The 18,486-nt window shown below is 61.9% G+C and carries 19 protein-coding genes; 9 read left to right on the top strand and 10 right to left on the bottom strand.

The genetic code is table 11. From position 1 onward, the window contains the following. The first annotated feature begins 32 nt into the window (after positions 1-32). On the top strand, positions 33-920 hold the full coding sequence (gene argB, locus A6U87_RS00655) for an acetylglutamate kinase (RefSeq protein ID WP_056816975.1): 888 nt from the start codon (positions 33-35) through the stop codon (positions 918-920). Positions 921-1,115: 195 nt separating this feature from the next. Here the strand turns inward: argB and A6U87_RS00650 are convergent, their stop codons facing one another. Both A6U87_RS00650 and A6U87_RS00645 read right to left on the bottom strand, forming a co-directional pair. After that, positions 1,116-1,886 (bottom strand): isocitrate lyase/phosphoenolpyruvate mutase family protein, encoded by a 771-nt coding sequence (locus A6U87_RS00650; RefSeq protein ID WP_065689324.1) that lies wholly within the window; start codon positions 1,884-1,886, stop codon positions 1,116-1,118. After that, the gene (locus tag A6U87_RS00645; RefSeq protein WP_065690187.1) at positions 1,883-2,962 is read right to left on the bottom strand and encodes a bifunctional transcriptional activator/DNA repair enzyme AdaA; all 1,080 of its coding nucleotides are present in this window, start codon (positions 2,960-2,962) and stop codon (positions 1,883-1,885) included. The genes A6U87_RS00650 and A6U87_RS00645 overlap by 4 nt, the downstream gene beginning before the upstream one ends. Positions 2,963-3,063: 101 nt before the next feature. Between A6U87_RS00645 and A6U87_RS00640 the strand changes: the two genes are divergently transcribed. Beyond that, positions 3,064-3,771, top strand: a complete 708-nt coding sequence (locus A6U87_RS00640) for a pyrimidine 5'-nucleotidase (RefSeq protein WP_065689323.1) — start codon at positions 3,064-3,066, stop codon at positions 3,769-3,771. Positions 3,772-3,880: 109 nt separating this feature from the next. Beyond that, complete coding sequence (locus tag A6U87_RS00635; protein ID WP_065689322.1) at positions 3,881-4,522, top strand: EF-hand domain-containing protein; 642 nt, start codon at positions 3,881-3,883, stop codon at positions 4,520-4,522. A 52-nt stretch (positions 4,523-4,574) separates the two neighbouring features. Here the strand turns inward: A6U87_RS00635 and A6U87_RS00630 are convergent, their stop codons facing one another. After that, the gene (locus A6U87_RS00630; protein WP_065689321.1) at positions 4,575-5,441 is read right to left on the bottom strand and encodes an LOG family protein; all 867 of its coding nucleotides are present in this window, start codon (positions 5,439-5,441) and stop codon (positions 4,575-4,577) included. A 193-nt stretch (positions 5,442-5,634) separates the two neighbouring features. On the opposite strand from A6U87_RS00630, the gene dapD reads away from it, so the two are divergent. From dapD to A6U87_RS00615, 3 genes are all read left to right on the top strand, one after another. Beyond that, positions 5,635-6,495, top strand: coding sequence for a 2,3,4,5-tetrahydropyridine-2,6-dicarboxylate N-succinyltransferase (gene dapD / locus A6U87_RS00625; RefSeq protein ID WP_065689320.1), 861 nt, complete (start codon positions 5,635-5,637; stop codon positions 6,493-6,495). 156 nt (positions 6,496-6,651) lie between these two features. Continuing rightward, the gene (dapE, locus tag A6U87_RS00620) at positions 6,652-7,845 is read left to right on the top strand and encodes a succinyl-diaminopimelate desuccinylase (RefSeq protein ID WP_065689319.1); all 1,194 of its coding nucleotides are present in this window, start codon (positions 6,652-6,654) and stop codon (positions 7,843-7,845) included. Then, positions 7,832-8,428 carry a hypothetical protein gene (locus tag A6U87_RS00615; protein WP_065689318.1) on the top strand — a complete coding sequence of 199 codons (597 nt, stop codon included), beginning with the start codon at positions 7,832-7,834 and terminating at the stop codon, positions 8,426-8,428. The genes dapE and A6U87_RS00615 overlap by 14 nt, the downstream gene beginning before the upstream one ends. Before the next feature lie 11 nt (positions 8,429-8,439). Here the strand turns inward: A6U87_RS00615 and arsC are convergent, their stop codons facing one another. The 7 genes from arsC to A6U87_RS00580 form a co-directional block, all read right to left on the bottom strand. Next, positions 8,440-8,844 (bottom strand): arsenate reductase (glutaredoxin), encoded by a 405-nt coding sequence (arsC, locus tag A6U87_RS00610; RefSeq protein ID WP_065689317.1) that lies wholly within the window; start codon positions 8,842-8,844, stop codon positions 8,440-8,442. Then, a complete protein-coding gene (gene truA, locus A6U87_RS00605; RefSeq protein WP_065689316.1) occupies positions 8,822-9,628 on the bottom strand; it encodes a tRNA pseudouridine(38-40) synthase TruA in 807 nt (268 codons plus the stop codon). The genes arsC and truA overlap by 23 nt, the downstream gene beginning before the upstream one ends. After that, a complete protein-coding gene (gene fmt / locus A6U87_RS00600) occupies positions 9,628-10,563 on the bottom strand; it encodes a methionyl-tRNA formyltransferase (protein WP_065689315.1) in 936 nt (311 codons plus the stop codon). Before fmt ends, truA begins: the two co-directional genes overlap by 1 nt. A 40-nt stretch (positions 10,564-10,603) precedes the next feature. Next, positions 10,604-11,023 (bottom strand): type II toxin-antitoxin system VapC family toxin, encoded by a 420-nt coding sequence (locus tag A6U87_RS00595; RefSeq protein ID WP_065689314.1) that lies wholly within the window; start codon positions 11,021-11,023, stop codon positions 10,604-10,606. Further along, positions 11,020-11,316 carry a plasmid stabilization protein gene (locus A6U87_RS00590; protein WP_065689313.1) on the bottom strand — a complete coding sequence of 99 codons (297 nt, stop codon included), beginning with the start codon at positions 11,314-11,316 and terminating at the stop codon, positions 11,020-11,022. The genes A6U87_RS00595 and A6U87_RS00590 overlap by 4 nt, the downstream gene beginning before the upstream one ends. Positions 11,317-11,381: 65 nt before the next feature. After that, positions 11,382-11,900, bottom strand: coding sequence for a peptide deformylase (gene def / locus A6U87_RS00585; protein WP_065690186.1), 519 nt, complete (start codon positions 11,898-11,900; stop codon positions 11,382-11,384). Between the two features lie 98 nt (positions 11,901-11,998). After that, complete coding sequence (locus tag A6U87_RS00580) at positions 11,999-13,495, bottom strand: globin-coupled sensor protein (RefSeq protein ID WP_065689312.1); 1,497 nt, start codon at positions 13,493-13,495, stop codon at positions 11,999-12,001. Positions 13,496-13,690: 195 nt separating this feature from the next. Between A6U87_RS00580 and A6U87_RS00575 the strand changes: the two genes are divergently transcribed. From A6U87_RS00575 to A6U87_RS00565, 3 genes are all read left to right on the top strand, one after another. Next, on the top strand, positions 13,691-14,914 hold the full coding sequence (locus A6U87_RS00575) for a DNA recombination protein RmuC (protein ID WP_065689311.1): 1,224 nt from the start codon (positions 13,691-13,693) through the stop codon (positions 14,912-14,914). Between the two features lie 49 nt (positions 14,915-14,963). Beyond that, positions 14,964-15,863, top strand: coding sequence for a ribokinase (locus tag A6U87_RS00570; protein WP_065689310.1), 900 nt, complete (start codon positions 14,964-14,966; stop codon positions 15,861-15,863). A 220-nt stretch (positions 15,864-16,083) separates the two neighbouring features. Then, positions 16,084-18,423 carry a methyl-accepting chemotaxis protein gene (locus A6U87_RS00565; protein WP_065689309.1) on the top strand — a complete coding sequence of 780 codons (2,340 nt, stop codon included), beginning with the start codon at positions 16,084-16,086 and terminating at the stop codon, positions 18,421-18,423. The last annotated feature ends 63 nt before the right edge of the window (positions 18,424-18,486 follow it).

The following is an 18,486-nucleotide window of genomic DNA, read 5'->3' as shown; positions in this document are numbered from 1 at the left end:
AAAAGGCCGCGAACAATTCCACGGGGTATCCCATGAACCAGTCCGAAAGCGAAACCCAGGCACGTCTGCTTGCGCAGGCTCTGCCTTTCATGCAGCGTTACGAAAACAAGACCATCGTCGTGAAGTACGGCGGCCATGCCATGGGCAACCCCGAACTCGGCAAGGCTTTCGCCAGTGATATCGCGCTTCTCAAGCAATCCGGCGTCAATCCGATCGTCGTTCACGGCGGCGGGCCGCAGATCGGCGCGATGCTGACGAAGATGGGCATCGAATCGAAGTTCGAAGGCGGATTGCGCGTTACCGACGCCAAGACGGTTGAGATCGTTGAGATGGTGCTCGCCGGCTCGATCAACAAGGAGATCGTCGCCCTCATCAACCAGACGGGCGAATGGGCGATCGGCCTCTGCGGCAAGGACGGCAACATGGTCTTCGCCGAAAAGGCGCAGAAGAAGATCAAGGACCCCGATTCCAACATCGAGCGCGTGCTCGATCTCGGCTTCGTCGGCGAAGTGGTTGAAGTCGACCGCACGCTGCTCGATCTGCTCGCCCGTTCAGAGATGATCCCCGTCATCGCCCCGGTTGCTCCCGGCCGCGACGGCGCGACCTACAACATCAACGCCGACACCTTTGCCGGCGCGATTGCCGGTGCGCTAAACGCCACCCGCCTGCTCTTCCTGACCGACGTTCCCGGTGTCCTCGACAAGCAGGGCAACCTGATCAAGGAACTCTCCGTCGCGCAGGCACATGCGCTGATCGCCGACGGCACGATTTCCGGCGGCATGATCCCGAAGGTCGAGACCTGCATCGATGCGATCAAGGCCGGCGTCCAGGGCGTCGTCATCCTGAACGGCAAGACCGCCCATTCGGTCCTGCTCGAGATCTTTACCGAGCACGGCGCGGGAACGCTGATCGTTCCGTAACGGCGGTCTTTTCCCTTTTTCGGGCGGGATGAATTCCCCTCCCCAACCCCTCCCCACAAGGGGGAGGGGCTAATTCGTGGCAACGTCTGCGTAAAGTCCCGTCACTAAAGTCCGTTGAGAGACTTCGGCTTGGTGGAGAGGGTGCCCCCAGCAAGCCCCTCCCCCTTGTGGGGAGGGGTTGGGGAGGGGACTATTTCATAGCGTCCCGTAAACCGCCGCGGCTGCCTCTTTCAGCTTTTTCATCATCGCCCGATATGGTCCCGGTCCGTAGCTGACACGGGCAACGCCGAGCTTCGCCAGCGTCTTCACGTCAGGCGCGCCCGGCCGCATCATGATGTTGACCGGCAGCGGCGACGCGGCGCAGACCTTCTCGATCAGCCCCTCATCGATCAGCCAGGGCACAAAGAAGCCGTTGGCGCCGGCGGCAGCGTAGGCCTTGCCACGCTCGATCGCTTCCTCAACCAGACCGGCGTGCTTCGAAAGATCGCCTTCACGCAAGAACAGGTCGGTGCGTGCGTTGATGAAGAATGCCACGCCGCGACGGTCGGCCATCTCGCGGATGGCGCGGATGCGGGCGACCTGCTTCTCAACCGGATGCAGGCCTTCGCCGCCAACCACCTGATCTTCGAAATTGATACCGATAGCGCCGGCGTCGATCAGCTTTTCGACATTGGCGGCAGCGCCCGCCGGATCGGTGGAATAGGCGCCTTCGAAATCGACGGAGAGCGGCAGATCGTTGACCGCGGTGATCTGGCAGGTCGTGGCGACCAACGCCGCCATCGGGATCTTCTCACCATCGCCATAGCCCTGCGCCGCGGCGACCGACCAGCTTCCCGTCGCCAGAGCTTTAGCACCGGCCTCCGTCACGGCCTTTGCCGTTCCGGCGTCCCACACATTGTAAAGAACGACAGGATTGCCCTTCTGGTGCAGCGCGCCGAACGCACTCGCCTTTTCAGCCTGATTCATTGGATCTCCTCCATAGACAATGCTCTGGTTTTCATCTCATTTTCGTGTCGCAGAAGCCATTGCTTGCGCCAGAGGCCGCCACCGTAGCCGGTCACCGACCCGTCGGCGCCTATCAGCCGGTGACAAGGGATGATGATCGCCATCTGGTTTGCACCATTGGCGCGACCGACGGCGCGCACCGTCTGCGGGTTGTTCATGCCGCGTGCAATGTCGCCATAGGCTCGCGTCTCACCAACCGGTATGTCCACCAGCTTGGACCAGACCTCGCGTTCGAACGACGTGCCGAAACCGAGCGCAAGCGGTGTCCCGAAGATCGCCGATTTGCCCGCGAAATAGGCCGTCAACTCGGCTTCGATCTGATCGATCGCCGGCGTGCGGCCGGCTGCGACCGAGGAGCGCGTCTTGCGCTGCAGCTTCTCCAGTTCCGCAGGCAGCGCCTTGCGGTCGTGAAATTCAAGAAGATGCAGATGCGTCTGATCGGCCACGGCGACCATCGGGCCAAGCGGCGTTTCGAACCAATCGGCGAACAGAAGATTGCGATTCTGGGACATGGCAGGGGCCTTGCCGATCGACCGCTGGAACGCGGCCCGAAAGCCACTGCCCGATTCGTAGCCCGCCTCGATCTGCGCGTCGATGACGCGCGCGCCGTTCGCCAGTTGCTTGGCCGCCTCGCCGAGACGCCGATAGCGGGCGATATCGAGAAAGGTCATGCCAAGGGATCGCTTGAAAGCCCGTCGCACGGTCGAGGGATCGTAGCCCTGCGCGATCAGATCATCTTCCGTCCATCGCGCCGCTGGATCGCCGTCAAGCGCCGAGAGCAGCTGGTCGACGATCGGCTCCCTGCCCGCCTCTTCCAATGGCCGGCACCGTTGGCAGGGCCGAAATCCCGACTGCATGCAGGTAGAGATGGAATCGTAGAACAGCGTATTCTCACGCTTCGGCTTGCGGGCCGGGCTGGTCAGCCGGCAGAAGATGCCTGTTGTCTTGACGCAGACATAGGCGCGACCCTCATAGGCCGCGCTGCGGGCAATCAGCGCATCGTAGAGCGCGTCGTCATTGGGCAGATCGAAGAGCATGAAGCGTTCTACCATCCCTTCCCGACTGCGTCCGCCGCAAATCGGGCGTCTATTTTTTCTTGCCGATTTCCTTGCGTGGCAAGCCGTGGCATAACGCGGCCATGACAAAGATTGAGCGCACCCCATCCAAGACAGATTTCTCGCACGTGACCGAGTGGGTTTTCGATCTCGACAACACGCTCTACCCGCATCACGTCAATCTGTTCGCGCAGATCGACAAGAACATGACGAGCTATGTCTCGACGCTGTTGCGGATGGAGCGAGACGAGGCGCGCAAGCTGCAGAAGCAGTATTACCTCGACCATGGAACGACGCTGCAGGGGCTGATGATCCATCACGGCATCGACCCCAACGACTTCCTCGAGAAGGCCCATGCGATCGACTATTCGAGCCTGACGGCTCAGCCGGAACTCGGTGCTGCGATCAAGGCCCTTCCCGGCCGCAAGTTCATCTTCACCAACGGCAGCGTCAAGCATGCTGAAATGACGGCCGGTGCGCTTGGCATTCTCGACCACTTCGACGACATCTTCGATATCGTTGCCGCCGATTTCGTGCCGAAGCCGGCACAGGCGACCTATGACAAGTTCGCAGCCTTGAAGCGCGTCGAAACGGGCAAGGCGGCGATGTTCGAGGACCTGCCACGCAACCTCAAGGTTCCGAAGGCGCTCGGCATGCAGACGGTTCTGCTGGTGCCGAACAACCTCGAAGAAACCGTTGTCGAATGGTGGGAGAAGACCAGTGGCGAAGACGACCATGTCGACTACGTCACCGACGATCTCGCTGATTTCCTTGGAAAGATTATCGGCTAAGTTACAGAAAGTTCACCCAGCTTACCGATCTTTAATTGGGCAAAATAAGATATCGGCCCTACCTTTTCGTCTGTGATCCCAACGAGATTGCACACTGAAAGGAACTCAGATGTCTCGGAACAAGCTGATACTGGCCGCACTTTCCTCCGTCTTGATTGTCGGTGCTGCAGCCGGCAGCAGTTTTGCCGCGGCCGGCGACAAGCACAAGCATCCGCCGAAGCCGCATCACATGAGAATGATGGGCGGCGGACCGTCCATGCCCATGATCCGTGAAGTCGTGTTCGTCCGCATGCTTCAGCAGTTCGACACGAACAAGGACGGCCAGATTACCAAGGACGAAGCAAAGACCGGCATGGAAGCAATCTTTGCCGCGATCGACACCAACAATGACGGGTCACTGACCCCCGGCGAAATCCGCAAGTATCGTGAAGCGCAGATGGCCAAGGCCAAGGCGCCGGACGATGACATGACGTCGGATGACGGAGCACCCGCGCCGCCGCCGGCCGACGCCGACACTGCCCAGCCTGCCCCGCCTCCGGGTGGACCTGATGGTGGCCCCGGCCGCCACGGCATGCGCGGCGGTGGCATGATGCGCGAAATGATGATGATGCAGCGCATCGATACCGACGAAAACGGCCAGATTTCCAAGCAGGAAGTCGAAGCCGCCTTCGAGAAGTTCTTTACGTGGATGGATCGCAACAAGGACGGCGTGATTTCGATCGCCGACATGCCCGATCGCCCGTTCCCGTAAGCAATCGCTTACCGAAAACGGAGCCCGCCGCGACCAGCGCGGCGGGCTTTTCTTATTCGTGATGCTCGTAGAAGTCCTGGATGATCTTCCAGGCTGCATCGGCCGTATCGACGAAGCTGATGAGATTGACATCATCGGGCGCGATCGTGCCGAACTCGGCCAGCGCCTCGAAATTGATGATGCTGCGCCAGAATTTTTCCCCGAAGAGAATGAGCGGCATCTTCTCCATGCGGCCCGTCTGGATCAGCGTCAGGCACTCGAAGAACTCGTCGAGCGTGCCGAAGCCACCGGGAAAGACGGCAATCGCCTTGGCGCGCACCATGAAGTGCATCTTGCGGATGGCGAAGTAGTGGAAATTGAAGCTGAGCTCCGGCGTCACATAGACGTTCGGCGCCTGCTCGTGCGGCAGCACGATGTTGAGACCGATCGAGGGCGCGCCCTCGTCAGCGGCGCCGCGGTTGCCCGCCTCCATGACGCCCGGGCCGCCGCCGGTGACGACGACATATTCATGGAAATCGAAGCCGGCCGAGTATTTCGAGCAGAGCCGCGCAAACTTGCGCGCCTCGTCGTAATAGACCGATGCGGCCTCCAGATTGGCGCGCTGCGTCTCGTTGCGCGCGGCCCAGGCGCTCTGGCCGGGCGCCGGGATGCGGGCACCGCCGAACATGACGACTGTTGATTTGATGCCGCGTTCCGTCAGCATCATTTCGGTCTTCATCAATTCAAGCTGCAGGCGGATCGGGCGCAGCTCCTCCCGGCAGAGGAAATCTTCGTCGGCATATGCAAGGCGATAGGCCGGCGACAGCGTCTGCGGCGTCTTCGGCACCGCCTCGGCGCGCTGCCTGTCGGTTTCGCTCGTCTTCAACGGATCCCAGACGCCATCCTTGCGCCTCAGCCTGCCGTTTCTTCCCTTTGCCATGTCGAAATGCCTTTCAGTACCGCCGGCAGCATTTGCCGGTATGTCGTTTCATGCCGTTGATCGGGAGAGTGATCCTGTCCCGAAAAATCATTCCATTTTACCCGTGCATGCGATAGAGCAGATCGCACCCCGCCTATCACAATTCCCGGAGGCTTCGGTCTCCACGATAAAGATCGAAGTTTAAGGAATTCCCATGAGCGCCACCGACCTTACCTCCCTCGAAAAGACCATCGAAGCCGCCTTCGACAACCGCGACAACGTGAACATCTCCACCAAGGGCGAAGTTCGCGATGCCGTTGAAGCAGCGCTCGAACTTCTCGACGGTGGCAAGGCGCGCGTTGCCGAGCGCGGCAGCGACGGCGCATGGAAGGTCAATCAGTGGCTGAAGAAGGCCGTTCTCCTGTCCTTCCGCCTGAACGACATGGAAGTCGTCAAGGGCGGTTCGGGCAACTCGACCTGGTGGGACAAGGTGCCGTCAAAGTTCGAGAACTGGGGCGAGAGCGAGTATCGCGCCGCCGGCTTCCGTGCCGTGCCGAACTGCGTCGTCCGCCGCTCCGCCTACATCGCCAAGAATGTCGTGCTGATGCCGTCCTTCGTCAACCTCGGCGCCTTCGTCGACGAGGGCACGATGGTCGATACCTGGGCGACGGTCGGCTCCTGCGCGCAGATCGGCAAGCATGTGCATCTTTCGGGCGGCGTCGGCATCGGCGGCGTGCTTGAGCCGATGCAGGCCGGCCCGACGATCATCGAAGACAACTGCTTTATCGGTGCTCGCTCGGAAGTCGTGGAAGGCTGCATCATCCGCGAGGGCTCGGTCCTTGGCATGGGCGTCTACATCGGCAAGTCGACCAAGATCGTCAACCGCGCCACCGGCGAAGTCTTCTACGGCGAAGTACCGCCTTACTCGGTCGTCGTCGCCGGCTCCATGCCGTCGGGCAATGCCACCATGCCGAACGGTCTTGCCGCGCCGCATCTCTACTGCGCCGTAATCGTCAAGACGGTCGATGAGAAGACCCGCTCGAAGACCGGCATCAACGAACTGCTGCGTGACTGATACTGCTTGAACGGTCGGCGATGACGCATCAACAGATGTGCGTCGCCGGTCGCTGACAGCCGGACGACGTGCCGGCAAAATCGACGGCACATTCCAACAGGGCGGCCGCGCCGCCTTGCCTTTTCTTTGCCACTACCGCCGGATAATTCCACTGCCATGACCGCTACCGATCCCGTCGCCAATCTGCAGACCCTGATTCGCTGCCCGTCCGTCACGCCAGCCGAAGGCGGCGCGCTTTCGGCGCTCGACGCGATGCTGTCGCCGCTCGGCTTTAAGGTCGACAAGGTGACGGAAACGGAGGCGGGAACCCCCGATATCGAAAACCTTTACGCCCGGCTCGGCAATGACGGACCGCACCTGATGTTTGCCGGGCATACGGACGTGGTTCCGGTTGGCGACGAAGCCGCCTGGACCCATCCTCCCTTTGCCGCCGAGATCGCTGGTGGCGAACTGTTCGGCCGCGGTGCTGTCGACATGAAGGGTGGCGTTGCCTGCTTTGTTGCGGCGGTCGCGCGCCACATCGAAAAGCACGGCGCGCCCAAAGGCTCCATTTCGTTCCTGATCACCGGTGACGAGGAAGGTCCTGCAGTCAACGGCACCATCAAGCTGCTCAAGTGGGCCGCCGAGCGCGGCGAGCGCTGGGATGCCTGCCTCGTTGGCGAGCCGACCAATCCCGACAAGCTCGGCGACATGATCAAGATCGGCCGTCGCGGCTCGGTGTCTGGCAAGATCACCGTGCACGGTGTGCAGGGACATGCCGCCTATCCGCATCTCGCCGACAATGCCGTGCGCGGCATCCTGCAACTGACCCAGGCGTTGATGGACCCGCCATTCGACACCGGCACCGACAATTTCCAGCCGTCCAATCTCGAAGTGACGACCATCGACGTCGGCAATCCGGCGACGAACGTCGTACCCGCGAAGGCGATGGCGAGCTTCAACATCCGATTCAACGACACCTGGACGGCCGACAGCGTGCAGCAGGAGATCCTGCGCCGCCTCGATGCCGCAGCCGCCGACGGCGCGCTGAGACCCGGTCGCGCGCCGCTCAAATACGACATGGTCTGGGCCGAGCGTCCAAGCCATGTCTTCCTGACGCGCAACAATGCGCTGATCGCTTCGCTCTCTTCGGCAATCGAGGGCGTGACGGGCCAGTCGCCGAAGCTTTCCACCACGGGCGGGACCTCCGACGCGCGTTTCATCAAGGACTACTGCCCCGTCGTGGAATTCGGCCTTGTCGGCCAGACCATGCACATGGTGGACGAACGTGTCGCCGTATCCGATCTCGAGCGGCTGACGGTGATCTACGAAACGTTCATCGAGCGCTGGTTTGCGAATGCCGGGCTTTAGGGAAGTACAATATTATCTGGCCGGGATCTGGCTGCTGATCCGCATGGATCCGCGCGGTTTCCGCTTTCTCGACATGTCCGAGCGCGGCGCCAATCGCTCCTTCTGGGCGATCTTCTGGTGCCTGCCGCCGATGGGGATCTCGTGGCTCTGGTGGCGCCAGGCCTTCCTGCAGACCATGCCGCCGAATACCGACGTCGGTCTGCTCTTCTACTTCCGCCTTGGGCTTGTCGAGGGTGTCAACTGGGTCGTGCCGCTGATCCTTGCGGGATTACTGCTGCTTGCCTTCAAGAAGGGGGAGCGCTTCGCGCCGGTCATCGTCAGCGTCAACTGGCTCGGTGTACCACTCGCCTATATCAACGGGCTGCTGCTGGCGCTGGTGTTCTTCCTGCCCGGCCTCGTCGGCCTCGTCTCGCTGCTGCTGCTTGCCTTCATGCTCGCCCAGGTCTTTGCGATCGCCCGCATCCTGCGGATGATCTTCTTCGGCAACGGCCTGATGGTCGGCGCCCTGACGCTGGTGCTGCTGGTGCCGTCGCTGATGCTTTCGGAATATCTTCAGCGCTTCCTCGGCATCTATCCGGTCTGAGCCTCTGCCAGCTATTTGCCGTGGACGATTTCGCCGTCTTCCTTGGTGAAGATGCCGATGGTGGCATTCGGCAGGATATCCAGCACCGCCTCCGATGGCCGGCAAAGCCGGACGCCCTTTTCCGTGACGACGATCGGGCGATTGATAAGGATCGGGTGCGCGATCATCGCGTCCAGCAGTTCGTCGTCGCTGAGCGATGGATCGCCCAGTCCGAGCTCCTCATAAGGCGTACCCTTCTGGCGGAGCAGCGCGCGGACCGGGATATTCATCGCCGCGACCAGCTCGACCAAGCGTTCGCGTGTCGGCGGGGTCTTCAGGTACTCGATGACCTCGGGCTCCTCGCCGGATTGGCGGATCATGGCAAGCGTGTTGCGCGAGGTGCCACAGGCGGGGTTATGATAGATCGTCGTCGTCATTGCGTGCCTCCGCGTCCCTGCGGCGATCGGTGATCACCTCGGGATAATCGACCTGCATGAAATAGAGCCCGTCGGGCGGCGCGACAGGGCCGCACGCCTTTCGGTCGCGAGCTTCCAGCGCGGCGCGCACATCAGCGGGCGTCCACTTGCCCTCGCCTGCGAGCTTCAGCGTCCCGGCAAACGAGCGGATCTGGTTGTGCAGGAAGCTCTGCGCCGTGGCACGGATTTCGATGAGTTCGCCGCTGCGGCTGACGTCCAGCCGGTCGAGCGTGCGCACGGGGCTGTTGGCTTGGCAATGAGCGGAGCGGAACGTCGTAAAGTCATGATTGCCGACCAGCGTCTGCGCGGCGGCGTGCATCGCCTCATGATCCAGGGGCTTTGGAACCCACCATGCCTTGCCGGCCTCCAGCGCCAGCGGCGCGCGGCGGCTGATGATCCGATAGAGATAGTGGCGACGCTGCGCGGAAAAGCGCGCATCGAAGAACTCGCTGACGCTCTCGACATCGATGATCGATACGCGCTCATGCGCCATCCTCAGATGCGCGTTCAGCGCATTCTGCAGCTTGAAGGGCGCCCATGATTTGGCGAGGTCGGCGTGGATCACCTGCCCCATCGCATGCACGCCGGAATCGGTTCGTCCGGCGCCACGGATCGAGACGGTTTCACCGCTCGCCGCAAGGATGGCCTTCTCGATCGCCCCCTGGACAGAGGCGCCATTGTCCTGACGCTGCCAACCGACATAGGGCCCGCCGTCATACTCGACGATCATGCGATAGCGATGCATCAGGACAGCCTCGTGCCTGCCGGCAGCGGCGTGCCACGCAGGAAATCAGCTGCCGGCAACGGCTTGCCGCCGGCCTTCTGCAGCTTCGTCAGCCGAACGGCGCCTGAGCCGCAGGCGACCACGAGATCATCCGTCAGCAATTCACCGGATACACCGGTCCCTTCCGCCCGCTCGGAGCCGAGCACCTTCACGCGCTCCGGCTTGCCACCGATGGCCACCTCGAACCAGGCGCCGGGGAATGGGGCTAGTGCGCGGATATGATTGTGAACCGCGGCCGCATCCCTGGAAAAATCGATACGCGTCTCGCCCTTGTCGATCTTGGCTGCGTAGAGCGCGCCTTCGTCCGGCTGGGGCGTCAGCGTGAGAGTGCCCATTTCCAGCTCGACCATCGCTTCGGCCATGGCCTTGGCGCCGGTGTGCATGAGCTTGTCGTGCAGTTCGCCGCCCGTCATGTTCGGAGCGATCTCGACTTCGCGAGTCAGCGCGACGGCGCCGGTATCCAGCCCCTTGTCCATCTTCATGACCATGATGCCGCTCTTGTCATCGCCCGCCATGATCGCCCGCTGGATGGGAGCGGCGCCGCGCCAACGCGGCAGCAGCGAGGCATGACCGTTGTAGCAGCCATAACGGGTACCGTTCAGGACTGTTTCGGGCAGGAGTAGACCGTAGGCAACGACGACGGCGACATCGGCCTTGTGCGCGGCAAAACGCTCGCGTTCTTCCGGATCCTTGAAGTTGACCGGGGTGAAGACAGGAATGCCCATAAGCTCGGCGGCCTGATGCACCGGCGATTTCTGCAGATCGAGACCCCGACGCCCACCCGGGCGCGGTGGCTGGGTATAGACCGCCAGAATCGTGTGGCCGGCGTCTGCGAGCATGCGCAGCGTCGGAACGGAGAACTCGGGCGTGCCCATGAAGATGATGCGAAGAGACATTGTATGCCGCCAATTCCTGGCTCGAGGCCAACCTTGAAGATCAGCCGCCTTCAAACGGGTTTACGAGCTTGAGATCAAGCCCTTCGAAGTCTTTTGTGTTGCGCGTGGCAAGCGTGGCGCCATGCGCGAGGCAGATCGCGGCGATCATGGCGTCCTGCACCGATATCGGCCGCCCGACGGATTCCCGGCGGGCGAGGAGTTTGCCTATTTCAATTATCATCTGCCGCTCGAGCGCAAGGGTACGTCCGCTGTAGGCGGCCAACAACTCGTCGAGCATGTTCTTATATCGCAATGACCCGGACCGAAGCCAAAAGCGCTCGGCGCCGAAGGATTGCTCCATGATGGTCACGTCGGTCAGGTAGAGATACGACACGCTTTGCGCCGCGAACCAAGCTTCGACGAAGAGGCTTGGCTTTGGTTTGGTCGTCTCGGATATGACGTTCGTATCCAGAACAATCATTCGAGACCTTCGAACGGGCGTCCGAAATTCTTCTTTCGCTCCGCTTCGATCTCGTCCATGATTTTCGCGTATTCCTCGGCTTCGCGTGCTTCCGCCTCGTTCTTCGGTGCAAGGATTTCGCGCATGGCGTCCCATGCCGACCGAGCCGGCGCGTCCGCGCCTGGCGTATCGAATATCGCTTTCTGCAAGAGGCTCTTCGCCTCGTCGGAAAGGCTGTTGCCGTTTTTCTCGGCGCGCAGCGCGATATCGCGCTTCATCGCGTCCGAGATGTTGCGGATCAGAAGATCACCCATTGGCACCTCCTATTTGATATCACTGATATCATAGAATGGCCGATGGGGTGTTTTCAACCGGCCGCTCAGAGAGCCTTGGTGGACTTCGCCGCCTTGGTGAACTTCTTGATTACCATCTCTCGCTTGAGCCGCGAGATGTGGTCAATGAAGAGCACGCCGTTCAGGTGGTCGATCTCGTGCTGCAGGCAGGTGGCGAGGAGGCTGTCGGCTTCGACCGTCTGCTCCTTGCCGTCGCGATCGAGATAGTTGACGGTCACCGTCGCTGGGCGCTCGACTTCGGCATAGTAGTCCGGGATCGAGAGGCAACCCTCTTCGTAGACCGAGCGCTCGTCGGACGAATTGACGATCTCGGGATTGATGAAAACGAGCGGCTGCTTCTCTTCGCCTTCGCGCGCGACATCGATAACCAGCATGCGGCGCGGTACGCCGATCTGGATCGCGGCAAGGCCGATGCCTGGGGCATCGTACATCGTCTCAAGCATGTCGTCGGCAAGACGCTGGAGATCGCTGTCGACGCGTTCGATCGGCTTGGAAACCTGACGGAGCAGCGGGTCGGGAAGAATGATGAGTGGCTTGATGGTCATGGCGTTCCCCATAACCCATCTTTTTGCCCGATGGAATTATCCGGAAGCAGGAGGCGGCGCTTTTTTGCGCTGCCTCCCGAATTTCACCGCATTTTATATCAGGCGGCCCGGCGAGCGGGTGCCGATCCCATACGAGTGCTGTCGCCGGTGCGGAAACGCTGCAGCAGACCGACAAGGCTTTCCACCTCGCTTCTCAGGCGGCGGGTTTCGGCGGAGGTGCGCTCGACCATGCCGGAGTTCTGCTGGGTGATGGTGTCCATGTTGCGGATGGCAACGCTGACTTCGTTGACACCGGTTGCCTGATCGCGGGCGGCGGCAGCGATATCGGCCACGAAGCTGTTGATGATATCGATGCGTGTGATCATGTCGTTCAGCGCCTCGCCGGTGCTGCTGACGATATCAACGCCCTCGTTGACCTGGGTCGAGCTTTCCGAGATCAGGTTCTTGATCTCCTTGGCTGCGTCGGCGGTGCGCTGCGCCAGCTGGCGGACTTCCTGCGCGACAACGGCAAAGCCTTTGCCGGCTTCCCCGGCGCGCGCTGCTTCGACGCCGGCATTCAGGGCAAGCAGGTTCGTCTGGAAGGCGATTTCATCGATCACGCCAATGATCTTGGCGATCTCGGTCGAGGACTTTTCGATACCGGCCATCGCGGAGACGGCGCTGGTCACGAGTTCGCCGGAGTTCTTGGCCTTCTGCTGCGTCTCGCGCACGGCGCCGGATGCCTTCTCGGCATTGGCGGCCGTCTGGCCGACGCTGACGGAGAGCTGCTGCAGGGCAGCCGAGCTTTGCTCGACGCCAGCCGCCTGCTGCGCCGTACGCAGGGCGAGATCGTCCGATCCCTTGGCGATTGCGTCGGTTCCCTGCAGGATTTCACCGGACGTTGCCCGAACCGAGGCAAACGACGTGCGCAATGCGGCAACGGCGCGGTTATAGTCGTCGGCCATGTCCTTGAAGTTGCCCGGCAGATCCGGCAGCGTTGCCTCCAGATCACCGTTCGACAGAGCCTCGAGGCCGCGACGAAGATGCGTCAGCGCCAGTGCCTGGTCCGCTTCCGCCTTCGCACGCTCTTCCTCGAGCTTCAGGCGCTTTTCTTCCAGCGTTTCGAGGTAGACGGAGATGGAGTAATCCATGTCGAGCATGGCGGCCTTGACCACGGCGGAGAGCTTTTCCGCAAGGATCTTGCCCTGCTGGCGCGCGAACATCGACGGCCACTGCTTTTCCATCAAACCCTTGATGAGATCACTCATCAGCAGGGCATAACCGCCGATATACCAGCGCGGCTCGAGGCCGATGCGCGCATGCGTGCGGCCGACGGCCATGACGCCCTTGACATAGGCTTCATCGAAATTGCCACCGGCCAGATTGGCCCAGTGATCTTCCTGGCGCTTCTTGGCGTGGTTCATATGCGCCTTGTCAGCGAAGAAGCTGGCGACGGCCGGCGTCTTTGCCAGCTTGCCGTAGAACTTGTCGAGGGCACCGCTGAGCAGATCGGAGATCGTCGGGCGCATTTCGCGCAGCGACGCCCGGGCCCCATCATCCAGCTCGATGAAATCGAGGCGTTGCTTGAGGGCGTTGTCGGCTGGCTGGCTGCTCATGATATCTCTGCTTTATGATTGGTGCTGAAAGAGAAATTTGAGCAGAGCTTTTGCCGAATATAGTTTCGCAAACGTTAAATAAGCATCCGAATTTTCGACTAGTGGATTGCTTCGGTTCACGATTTCCATCATCGGACCAGCTCAATGTTCACGTTTTGATCTAGCCAAGTCTGGCGAGTTTGCTATGCTGACGCCATGAACGCTACCCCCGACTCGTTTTCAGCCATCCTCTCAGAGATCAATCCTGTCATGCTGGCGCTGGCTGGCGGCGCAATTGCCGCCGTGATCGTGCTGATGCTCGTTTTCCTCATGCGCAGCAGCCAGTTGCGGCGGGAGCAGGCTGACGAAGCGAGCCAGCGCGCCATGGAGGCCGATGCCCGCATGGCCGAGCTTCTAAAGATCCAGGCCGAGATGCACGGCCGCATGTCGACGATGGCGGAGGTGTTCGGCTCTCGCCAGGCGGAACTCAATCAGGCGATCAACCAGCGCCTGGACGGAATGTCGCAGCGGGTCAGCACGACGATCACCGAACAGACGAGGTCGACACACGAGAACCTGCAGCGGCTGCAGGAGCGGCTGGCGGTTATCGATGCCGCGCAAAACAACATCCAGACGCTGGCCAAGGACGTGGTCGGTCTGCAGGCCATCTTGTCGAACAAGCAGACGCGCGGCGCCTTCGGCCAGTCGCGCATGGAAACGATCGTCGCGGACGGCCTGCCGATGGGGGCCTATACCTTCCAGCACACGCTTTCCAATGGATCACGCCCGGACTGCACCATTCGCATGCCGAATGGCGCGCCGCCTCTGGTCATCGATGCGAAATTCCCCCTGGAGGCATGGAATGCCATTCGCGACGCCGGCGGTCCCGACCTGACGAAAGTTGCCGCGCAGCAGTTCCGCCGCGACATGGAAACGCATATCCGCGATATCTCGGAGAAATACCTGATCCAGGGCGAGACGCAGGACACGGCATTCATGTTTGTCCCGTCGGAATCGATCTTCGCCGAAATTCACGAAAACTTCGAAGCGATCGTGCAGAAGGCACACCGTGCGCGGATCGTCATCGTCTCGCCATCGCTGTTGATGCTGTCGATCCAGGTCATACAGGCGGTGCTGAAGGATCAGCGCATGCGGGCGCAGGCGCACGTGATCCAGGGTGAAGTCGCCAATCTGATGGACGATCTGGGCAGGCTCGATGAGCGGGTGCGCAAGCTGCAGGGCCATTTCGCCATGGCGCAGAAGGATGTCGACATGATCGTCACCTCGGCCGACAAGCTCAACAAGCGCGGCGCCAAGATCGAGGCGCTGGAATTCGAGGGCGGCGACGGCGGCAAACCCGATCGCGACAGCGACACGGCGACGAAATCCGTCGAAAGCCGCACCGGGCTCCTCAAGCTCAGGGTAGTTGACGACGAGTGAGCCCTTCGGGCAGTGTCGCCGCCAAAGAAGCATCGGACGGGACACCTTCATGATCACAGTTTTCGGCTCCATCAACATGGACCTCATTGCCACCACCGAACGGCTGCCGAAGCCCGGCGAGACGGTCGCGGGAAATGGCTTCTCGACGGCCGCAGGCGGCAAGGGCGCCAACCAGGCGCTCGCCGCTCGCCGCGCGGGATGCGGTGTCCGCATGGCCGGCGCGGTCGGCAAGGACAGCTTCGCGGTCCCGGCGCTCGCGCTGTTGAAGGATGCAGGCACTGAGCTTGAAACCGTCAAGACAGTCGATGAACCCACGGGGACGGCCCTGATCCTCGTCGGCGGCGACGGCGAGAACATGATCGCGGTCGTGCCGGGCGCGAACGGCACCGTGACGGCTGACGACGCCGACAGAGCTGTCGGCGCGATGAGCGACGGCGATATCCTGATGCTGCAGCTGGAGGTTCCGGTTGCGGCGGTCGAGCGGGCGCTCGCTGCGGCCAGGGCGAAAGGCGTCCGATCGGTTCTCAACCTCGCGCCGCTGATCGACGACGCGGCGCGCCTCGGCCGGCTCGCGGATATCGTCATCGCCAACGAGACGGAGTTCGAACGACTGGCCGGCCAGGAGAACATGAGCGCGGACGAAAGAGAGGCGGCCCTGAAGCGCCTGAATGGCGAAACTGGCCAGACGCTGATCGTCACGCTCGGGGCGGACGGCGTCATCGCCATCCGCGACGGCCACCTGTCACGCGCCAAAGGCCTGAAAATCGAGCCGGTCGACACCGTCGGCGCCGGCGATACCTTCTGCGGCTACTTTGCCGCGAGCCTGGACGAAGGACTGGAATTCGAGGCTGCGCTTCGCCGGGCAGCGGTTGCCGGTTCGCTTGCCTGCCTGAAGCAGGGAGCTCAGCCGTCGATCCCGCTTAGCGGCGATGTCGCAAAAGCGCTCTAACGGCTTCTAGCCTGCGACATTTTGAATGCCGCCTGCCAGTCGCCACTGAAATTTGACGGCATTTCATTCAAATTTAAGAGATTTCTGGCGATCTTCCGATTGATCGCCAGACCTTCCTCCGAGGATCGGGCATTCGTAATGGCTGCCCCATGAAGGGGCCACGCCTTCGTGTCTGTGTCGATGAATGCATTATCCGACACATCCTTCCCCCGAGGAACCCATGTTTATCTTTCGCATGAAATCGCTTGCGGCCAAACTTATCCTCATTACCGGCATTTCCATCGCATTCGTCCTCCTCGTTTCGAACTTTTTCCTGATCGGTGAGACGCGCAGCCGCGTTCAGACGCTCACGATGGATCAGGCCAACCTCGAGGCGAAGTCGATCGCGAATGAAGTTGCCTCCTCCGTCGGCGAACTCGCAGGCGCAGCCCGCTCGATGGCCGGCACAATCAGCCGTGGCCAAGAAGGCAAGTATCTCGACCGCAAATCGGTCGTCGATATGCTCAAGGCAAACGTCGAGCATAACCAGTTCGCATTCGGCAGCTGGTTTGCCGAAGAGCCGAACGCCTTCGACGGCCAGTCGCCCACGATGGCAGGCAAGGTCGATTTCGGCTCGTCCAAGGATGGAACCTTCAACCCCTACTGGACGAAGAAGAAGGATGGTGGCTTCACCTTCTCTACCTTCGATTCCGACTACAAGGCCGGCTGGTACGCGCTGGCTGCGGCAAGCAAGAAGGGCGCGCTGTCGCCGCCTTACGCCGAAACCACCACCGGCGAAAACACGGCCATGACCTCGATCGCCTACCCGGTCATGTCGGGTGGCAAGCTGATCGGCGTCAGCGGCGTCGACATCTCGCTCAAGTCGCTGCGGGACAAGCTTTCGTCCCTGCACCCCTTCGGCAACGGTCGCGTGACGCTGCTTTCGCAGAGCGCCGATTGGATCGTCGCGCCGAAGGCTGAGCTGTCCATGAAGCCATACGACGGCGTCGGTCTCGATGCGGTCAAGAGCGCGCTGACCTCGCTGCAGCCTGCTGTCGTCAAGGACCTGACGTTCGACGGCTTCGAGCCCTTCGACCGCGTGGTCTATCCGTTCGCCCTGCCTGACGTAAACACCAGCTGGGTGATCCTCGTCGACGTTCCGCACAGCGCCATCAACGCACCGGTCCAGGACCAGACGCTGATGATGGTCATCGCCGGTATCCTCGTCCTGATCGCCGTCATGATCGCTCTCTATGCAGCGGTTCGCTCGTTCGTACAGCGTCCGCTCAGCGGCCTTGTCGCCAGCGTGAAGGCGCTTAGCGACGGTAGCTACGAACAGGCCGTCGCCGGCCAGGATCGTGCCGACGAAATCGGTTCCGTCGCCAAGGCGCTGGAAGGCTTCCGCTTCGCACTGGCCGATACCCAGCGCCTCGAAGCCGAGGCCAACAGCCAGCGTGATGCCGCCGAAGCCGAACGCGGCCGTTCGGAGTCCGAACGCCAGCAGTCGGTCACGTTGCAGCGCCATATCGTCTCGATCGTCGGTGCGGGCCTGTCGGAGCTGTCCCAGGGCAACCTCGGCCACCGCATCACCGACGACTTCCCGGGCGAGTACGGCAAGCTGAAGCAGGACTTCAATGCCGCGCTCGAGAGCCTGGAAGAAACCATCAAGACGATGAACCTGAGTGTCGTGAACATCGGTTCCGGTACGAGCGAAATCAGCGGCAGCGCTTCCGATCTCGCCAAGCGCACCGAACAGCAGGCCGCCAGCCTGGAGGAAACCGCCGCCGCGCTCAACGAGCTCACGGCACAGGTCAACTCCAGCGCCGAGAACGCCCGCACGGCAGCCGACAACGTCAACCACGCCTGCGCCGACGCTGAAAAGTCCGGCGAAGTCGTCCGCAAGGCGATCGCCTCGATGCATGGTATCGAGCAGTCGTCGACGGAAGTGTCGCGCATCATCGGCGTGATCGACGAGATCGCCTTCCAGACGAACCTGCTGGCGCTCAACGCCGGCGTCGAAGCCGCGCGCGCCGGTGAAGCCGGCAAGGGCTTTGCCGTCGTCGCTCAGGAAGTCCGCGAACTGGCCCAGCGCTCCGCAAACGCCGCCAAGGAGATCAAGACGCTCATCAACACCTCGGCCGTCCAGGTCAAGGAAGGCGTCGATCTCGTCGGCCGCGCAGGCGATACGCTGCACAAGATCTCCGAACAGGTGATGGGTATCAACAACCTGATCCGCGAGATTTCGGCATCGGCCAGCGAACAGGCGATCGGCCTGAAGGAAGTCAACCAGGCCATGAACCAGATGGACCAGGTGACCCAGCAGAATGCGGCAATGGTCGAAGAGACGACAGCCGCCAGCGTGGCGCTGAACGACGAAGCCCAGACGCTGCAGCAGCTCGTCACGCGCTTCCGCGTCGGCGGCTCCAGCAATGCCGCAGCCCTGCGTTCGACCGCGCAGCAGATGCGCGCACCGGCTGCGCCGGCATATCGCCCGGTCGCGCCGGCACCGGCGCCGCGCCGCGCCGTCGCACAGTCGCGTGGCTCGGCAGCCCTTGCCCAGGACAGCTGGGAAGAGTTCTGAGCCAAGGCACGGCTCTAAACGAAAAAAGAGGCGCCTGAGCAATCAGGCGCCTCTTTTTAATTA

Origin of the sequence: Rhizobium sp. AC44/96, assembly GCF_001692185.1 — a bacterium.
GTDB lineage: Bacteria > Pseudomonadota > Alphaproteobacteria > Rhizobiales > Rhizobiaceae > Rhizobium.
The sequence above is the reverse complement of the archived record's forward strand: the minus strand, read 5'-3'. Positions and strand labels throughout refer to the sequence as shown.

Bases quoted from the DNA above. Each gene is read 5' to 3' on its own strand.
- argB (WP_056816975.1), top strand. From the start codon at position 33: ATGAACCAGTCCGAAAGCGAAACCCAGGCACGTCTGCTTGCGCAGGCT.
- A6U87_RS00650 (WP_065689324.1), bottom strand. From the start codon at position 1,886: ATGAATCAGGCTGAAAAGGCGAGTGCGTTCGGCGCGCTGCACCAGAAG.
- A6U87_RS00645 (WP_065690187.1), bottom strand. From the start codon at position 2,962: ATGCTCTTCGATCTGCCCAATGACGACGCGCTCTACGATGCGCTGATT.
- A6U87_RS00640 (WP_065689323.1), top strand. From the start codon at position 3,064: ATGACAAAGATTGAGCGCACCCCATCCAAGACAGATTTCTCGCACGTG.
- A6U87_RS00635 (WP_065689322.1), top strand. From the start codon at position 3,881: ATGTCTCGGAACAAGCTGATACTGGCCGCACTTTCCTCCGTCTTGATT.
- A6U87_RS00630 (WP_065689321.1), bottom strand. From the start codon at position 5,441: ATGGCAAAGGGAAGAAACGGCAGGCTGAGGCGCAAGGATGGCGTCTGG.
- dapD (WP_065689320.1), top strand. From the start codon at position 5,635: ATGAGCGCCACCGACCTTACCTCCCTCGAAAAGACCATCGAAGCCGCC.
- dapE (WP_065689319.1), top strand. From the start codon at position 6,652: ATGACCGCTACCGATCCCGTCGCCAATCTGCAGACCCTGATTCGCTGC.
- A6U87_RS00615 (WP_065689318.1), top strand. From the start codon at position 7,832: ATGCCGGGCTTTAGGGAAGTACAATATTATCTGGCCGGGATCTGGCTG.
- arsC (WP_065689317.1), bottom strand. From the start codon at position 8,844: ATGACGACGACGATCTATCATAACCCCGCCTGTGGCACCTCGCGCAAC.
- truA (WP_065689316.1), bottom strand. From the start codon at position 9,628: ATGCATCGCTATCGCATGATCGTCGAGTATGACGGCGGGCCCTATGTC.
- fmt (WP_065689315.1), bottom strand. From the start codon at position 10,563: ATGTCTCTTCGCATCATCTTCATGGGCACGCCCGAGTTCTCCGTTCCG.
- A6U87_RS00595 (WP_065689314.1), bottom strand. From the start codon at position 11,023: ATGATTGTTCTGGATACGAACGTCATATCCGAGACGACCAAACCAAAG.
- A6U87_RS00590 (WP_065689313.1), bottom strand. From the start codon at position 11,316: ATGGGTGATCTTCTGATCCGCAACATCTCGGACGCGATGAAGCGCGAT.
- def (WP_065690186.1), bottom strand. From the start codon at position 11,900: ATGACCATCAAGCCACTCATCATTCTTCCCGACCCGCTGCTCCGTCAG.
- A6U87_RS00580 (WP_065689312.1), bottom strand. From the start codon at position 13,495: ATGAGCAGCCAGCCAGCCGACAACGCCCTCAAGCAACGCCTCGATTTC.
- A6U87_RS00575 (WP_065689311.1), top strand. From the start codon at position 13,691: ATGAACGCTACCCCCGACTCGTTTTCAGCCATCCTCTCAGAGATCAAT.
- A6U87_RS00570 (WP_065689310.1), top strand. From the start codon at position 14,964: ATGATCACAGTTTTCGGCTCCATCAACATGGACCTCATTGCCACCACC.
- A6U87_RS00565 (WP_065689309.1), top strand. From the start codon at position 16,084: ATGTTTATCTTTCGCATGAAATCGCTTGCGGCCAAACTTATCCTCATT.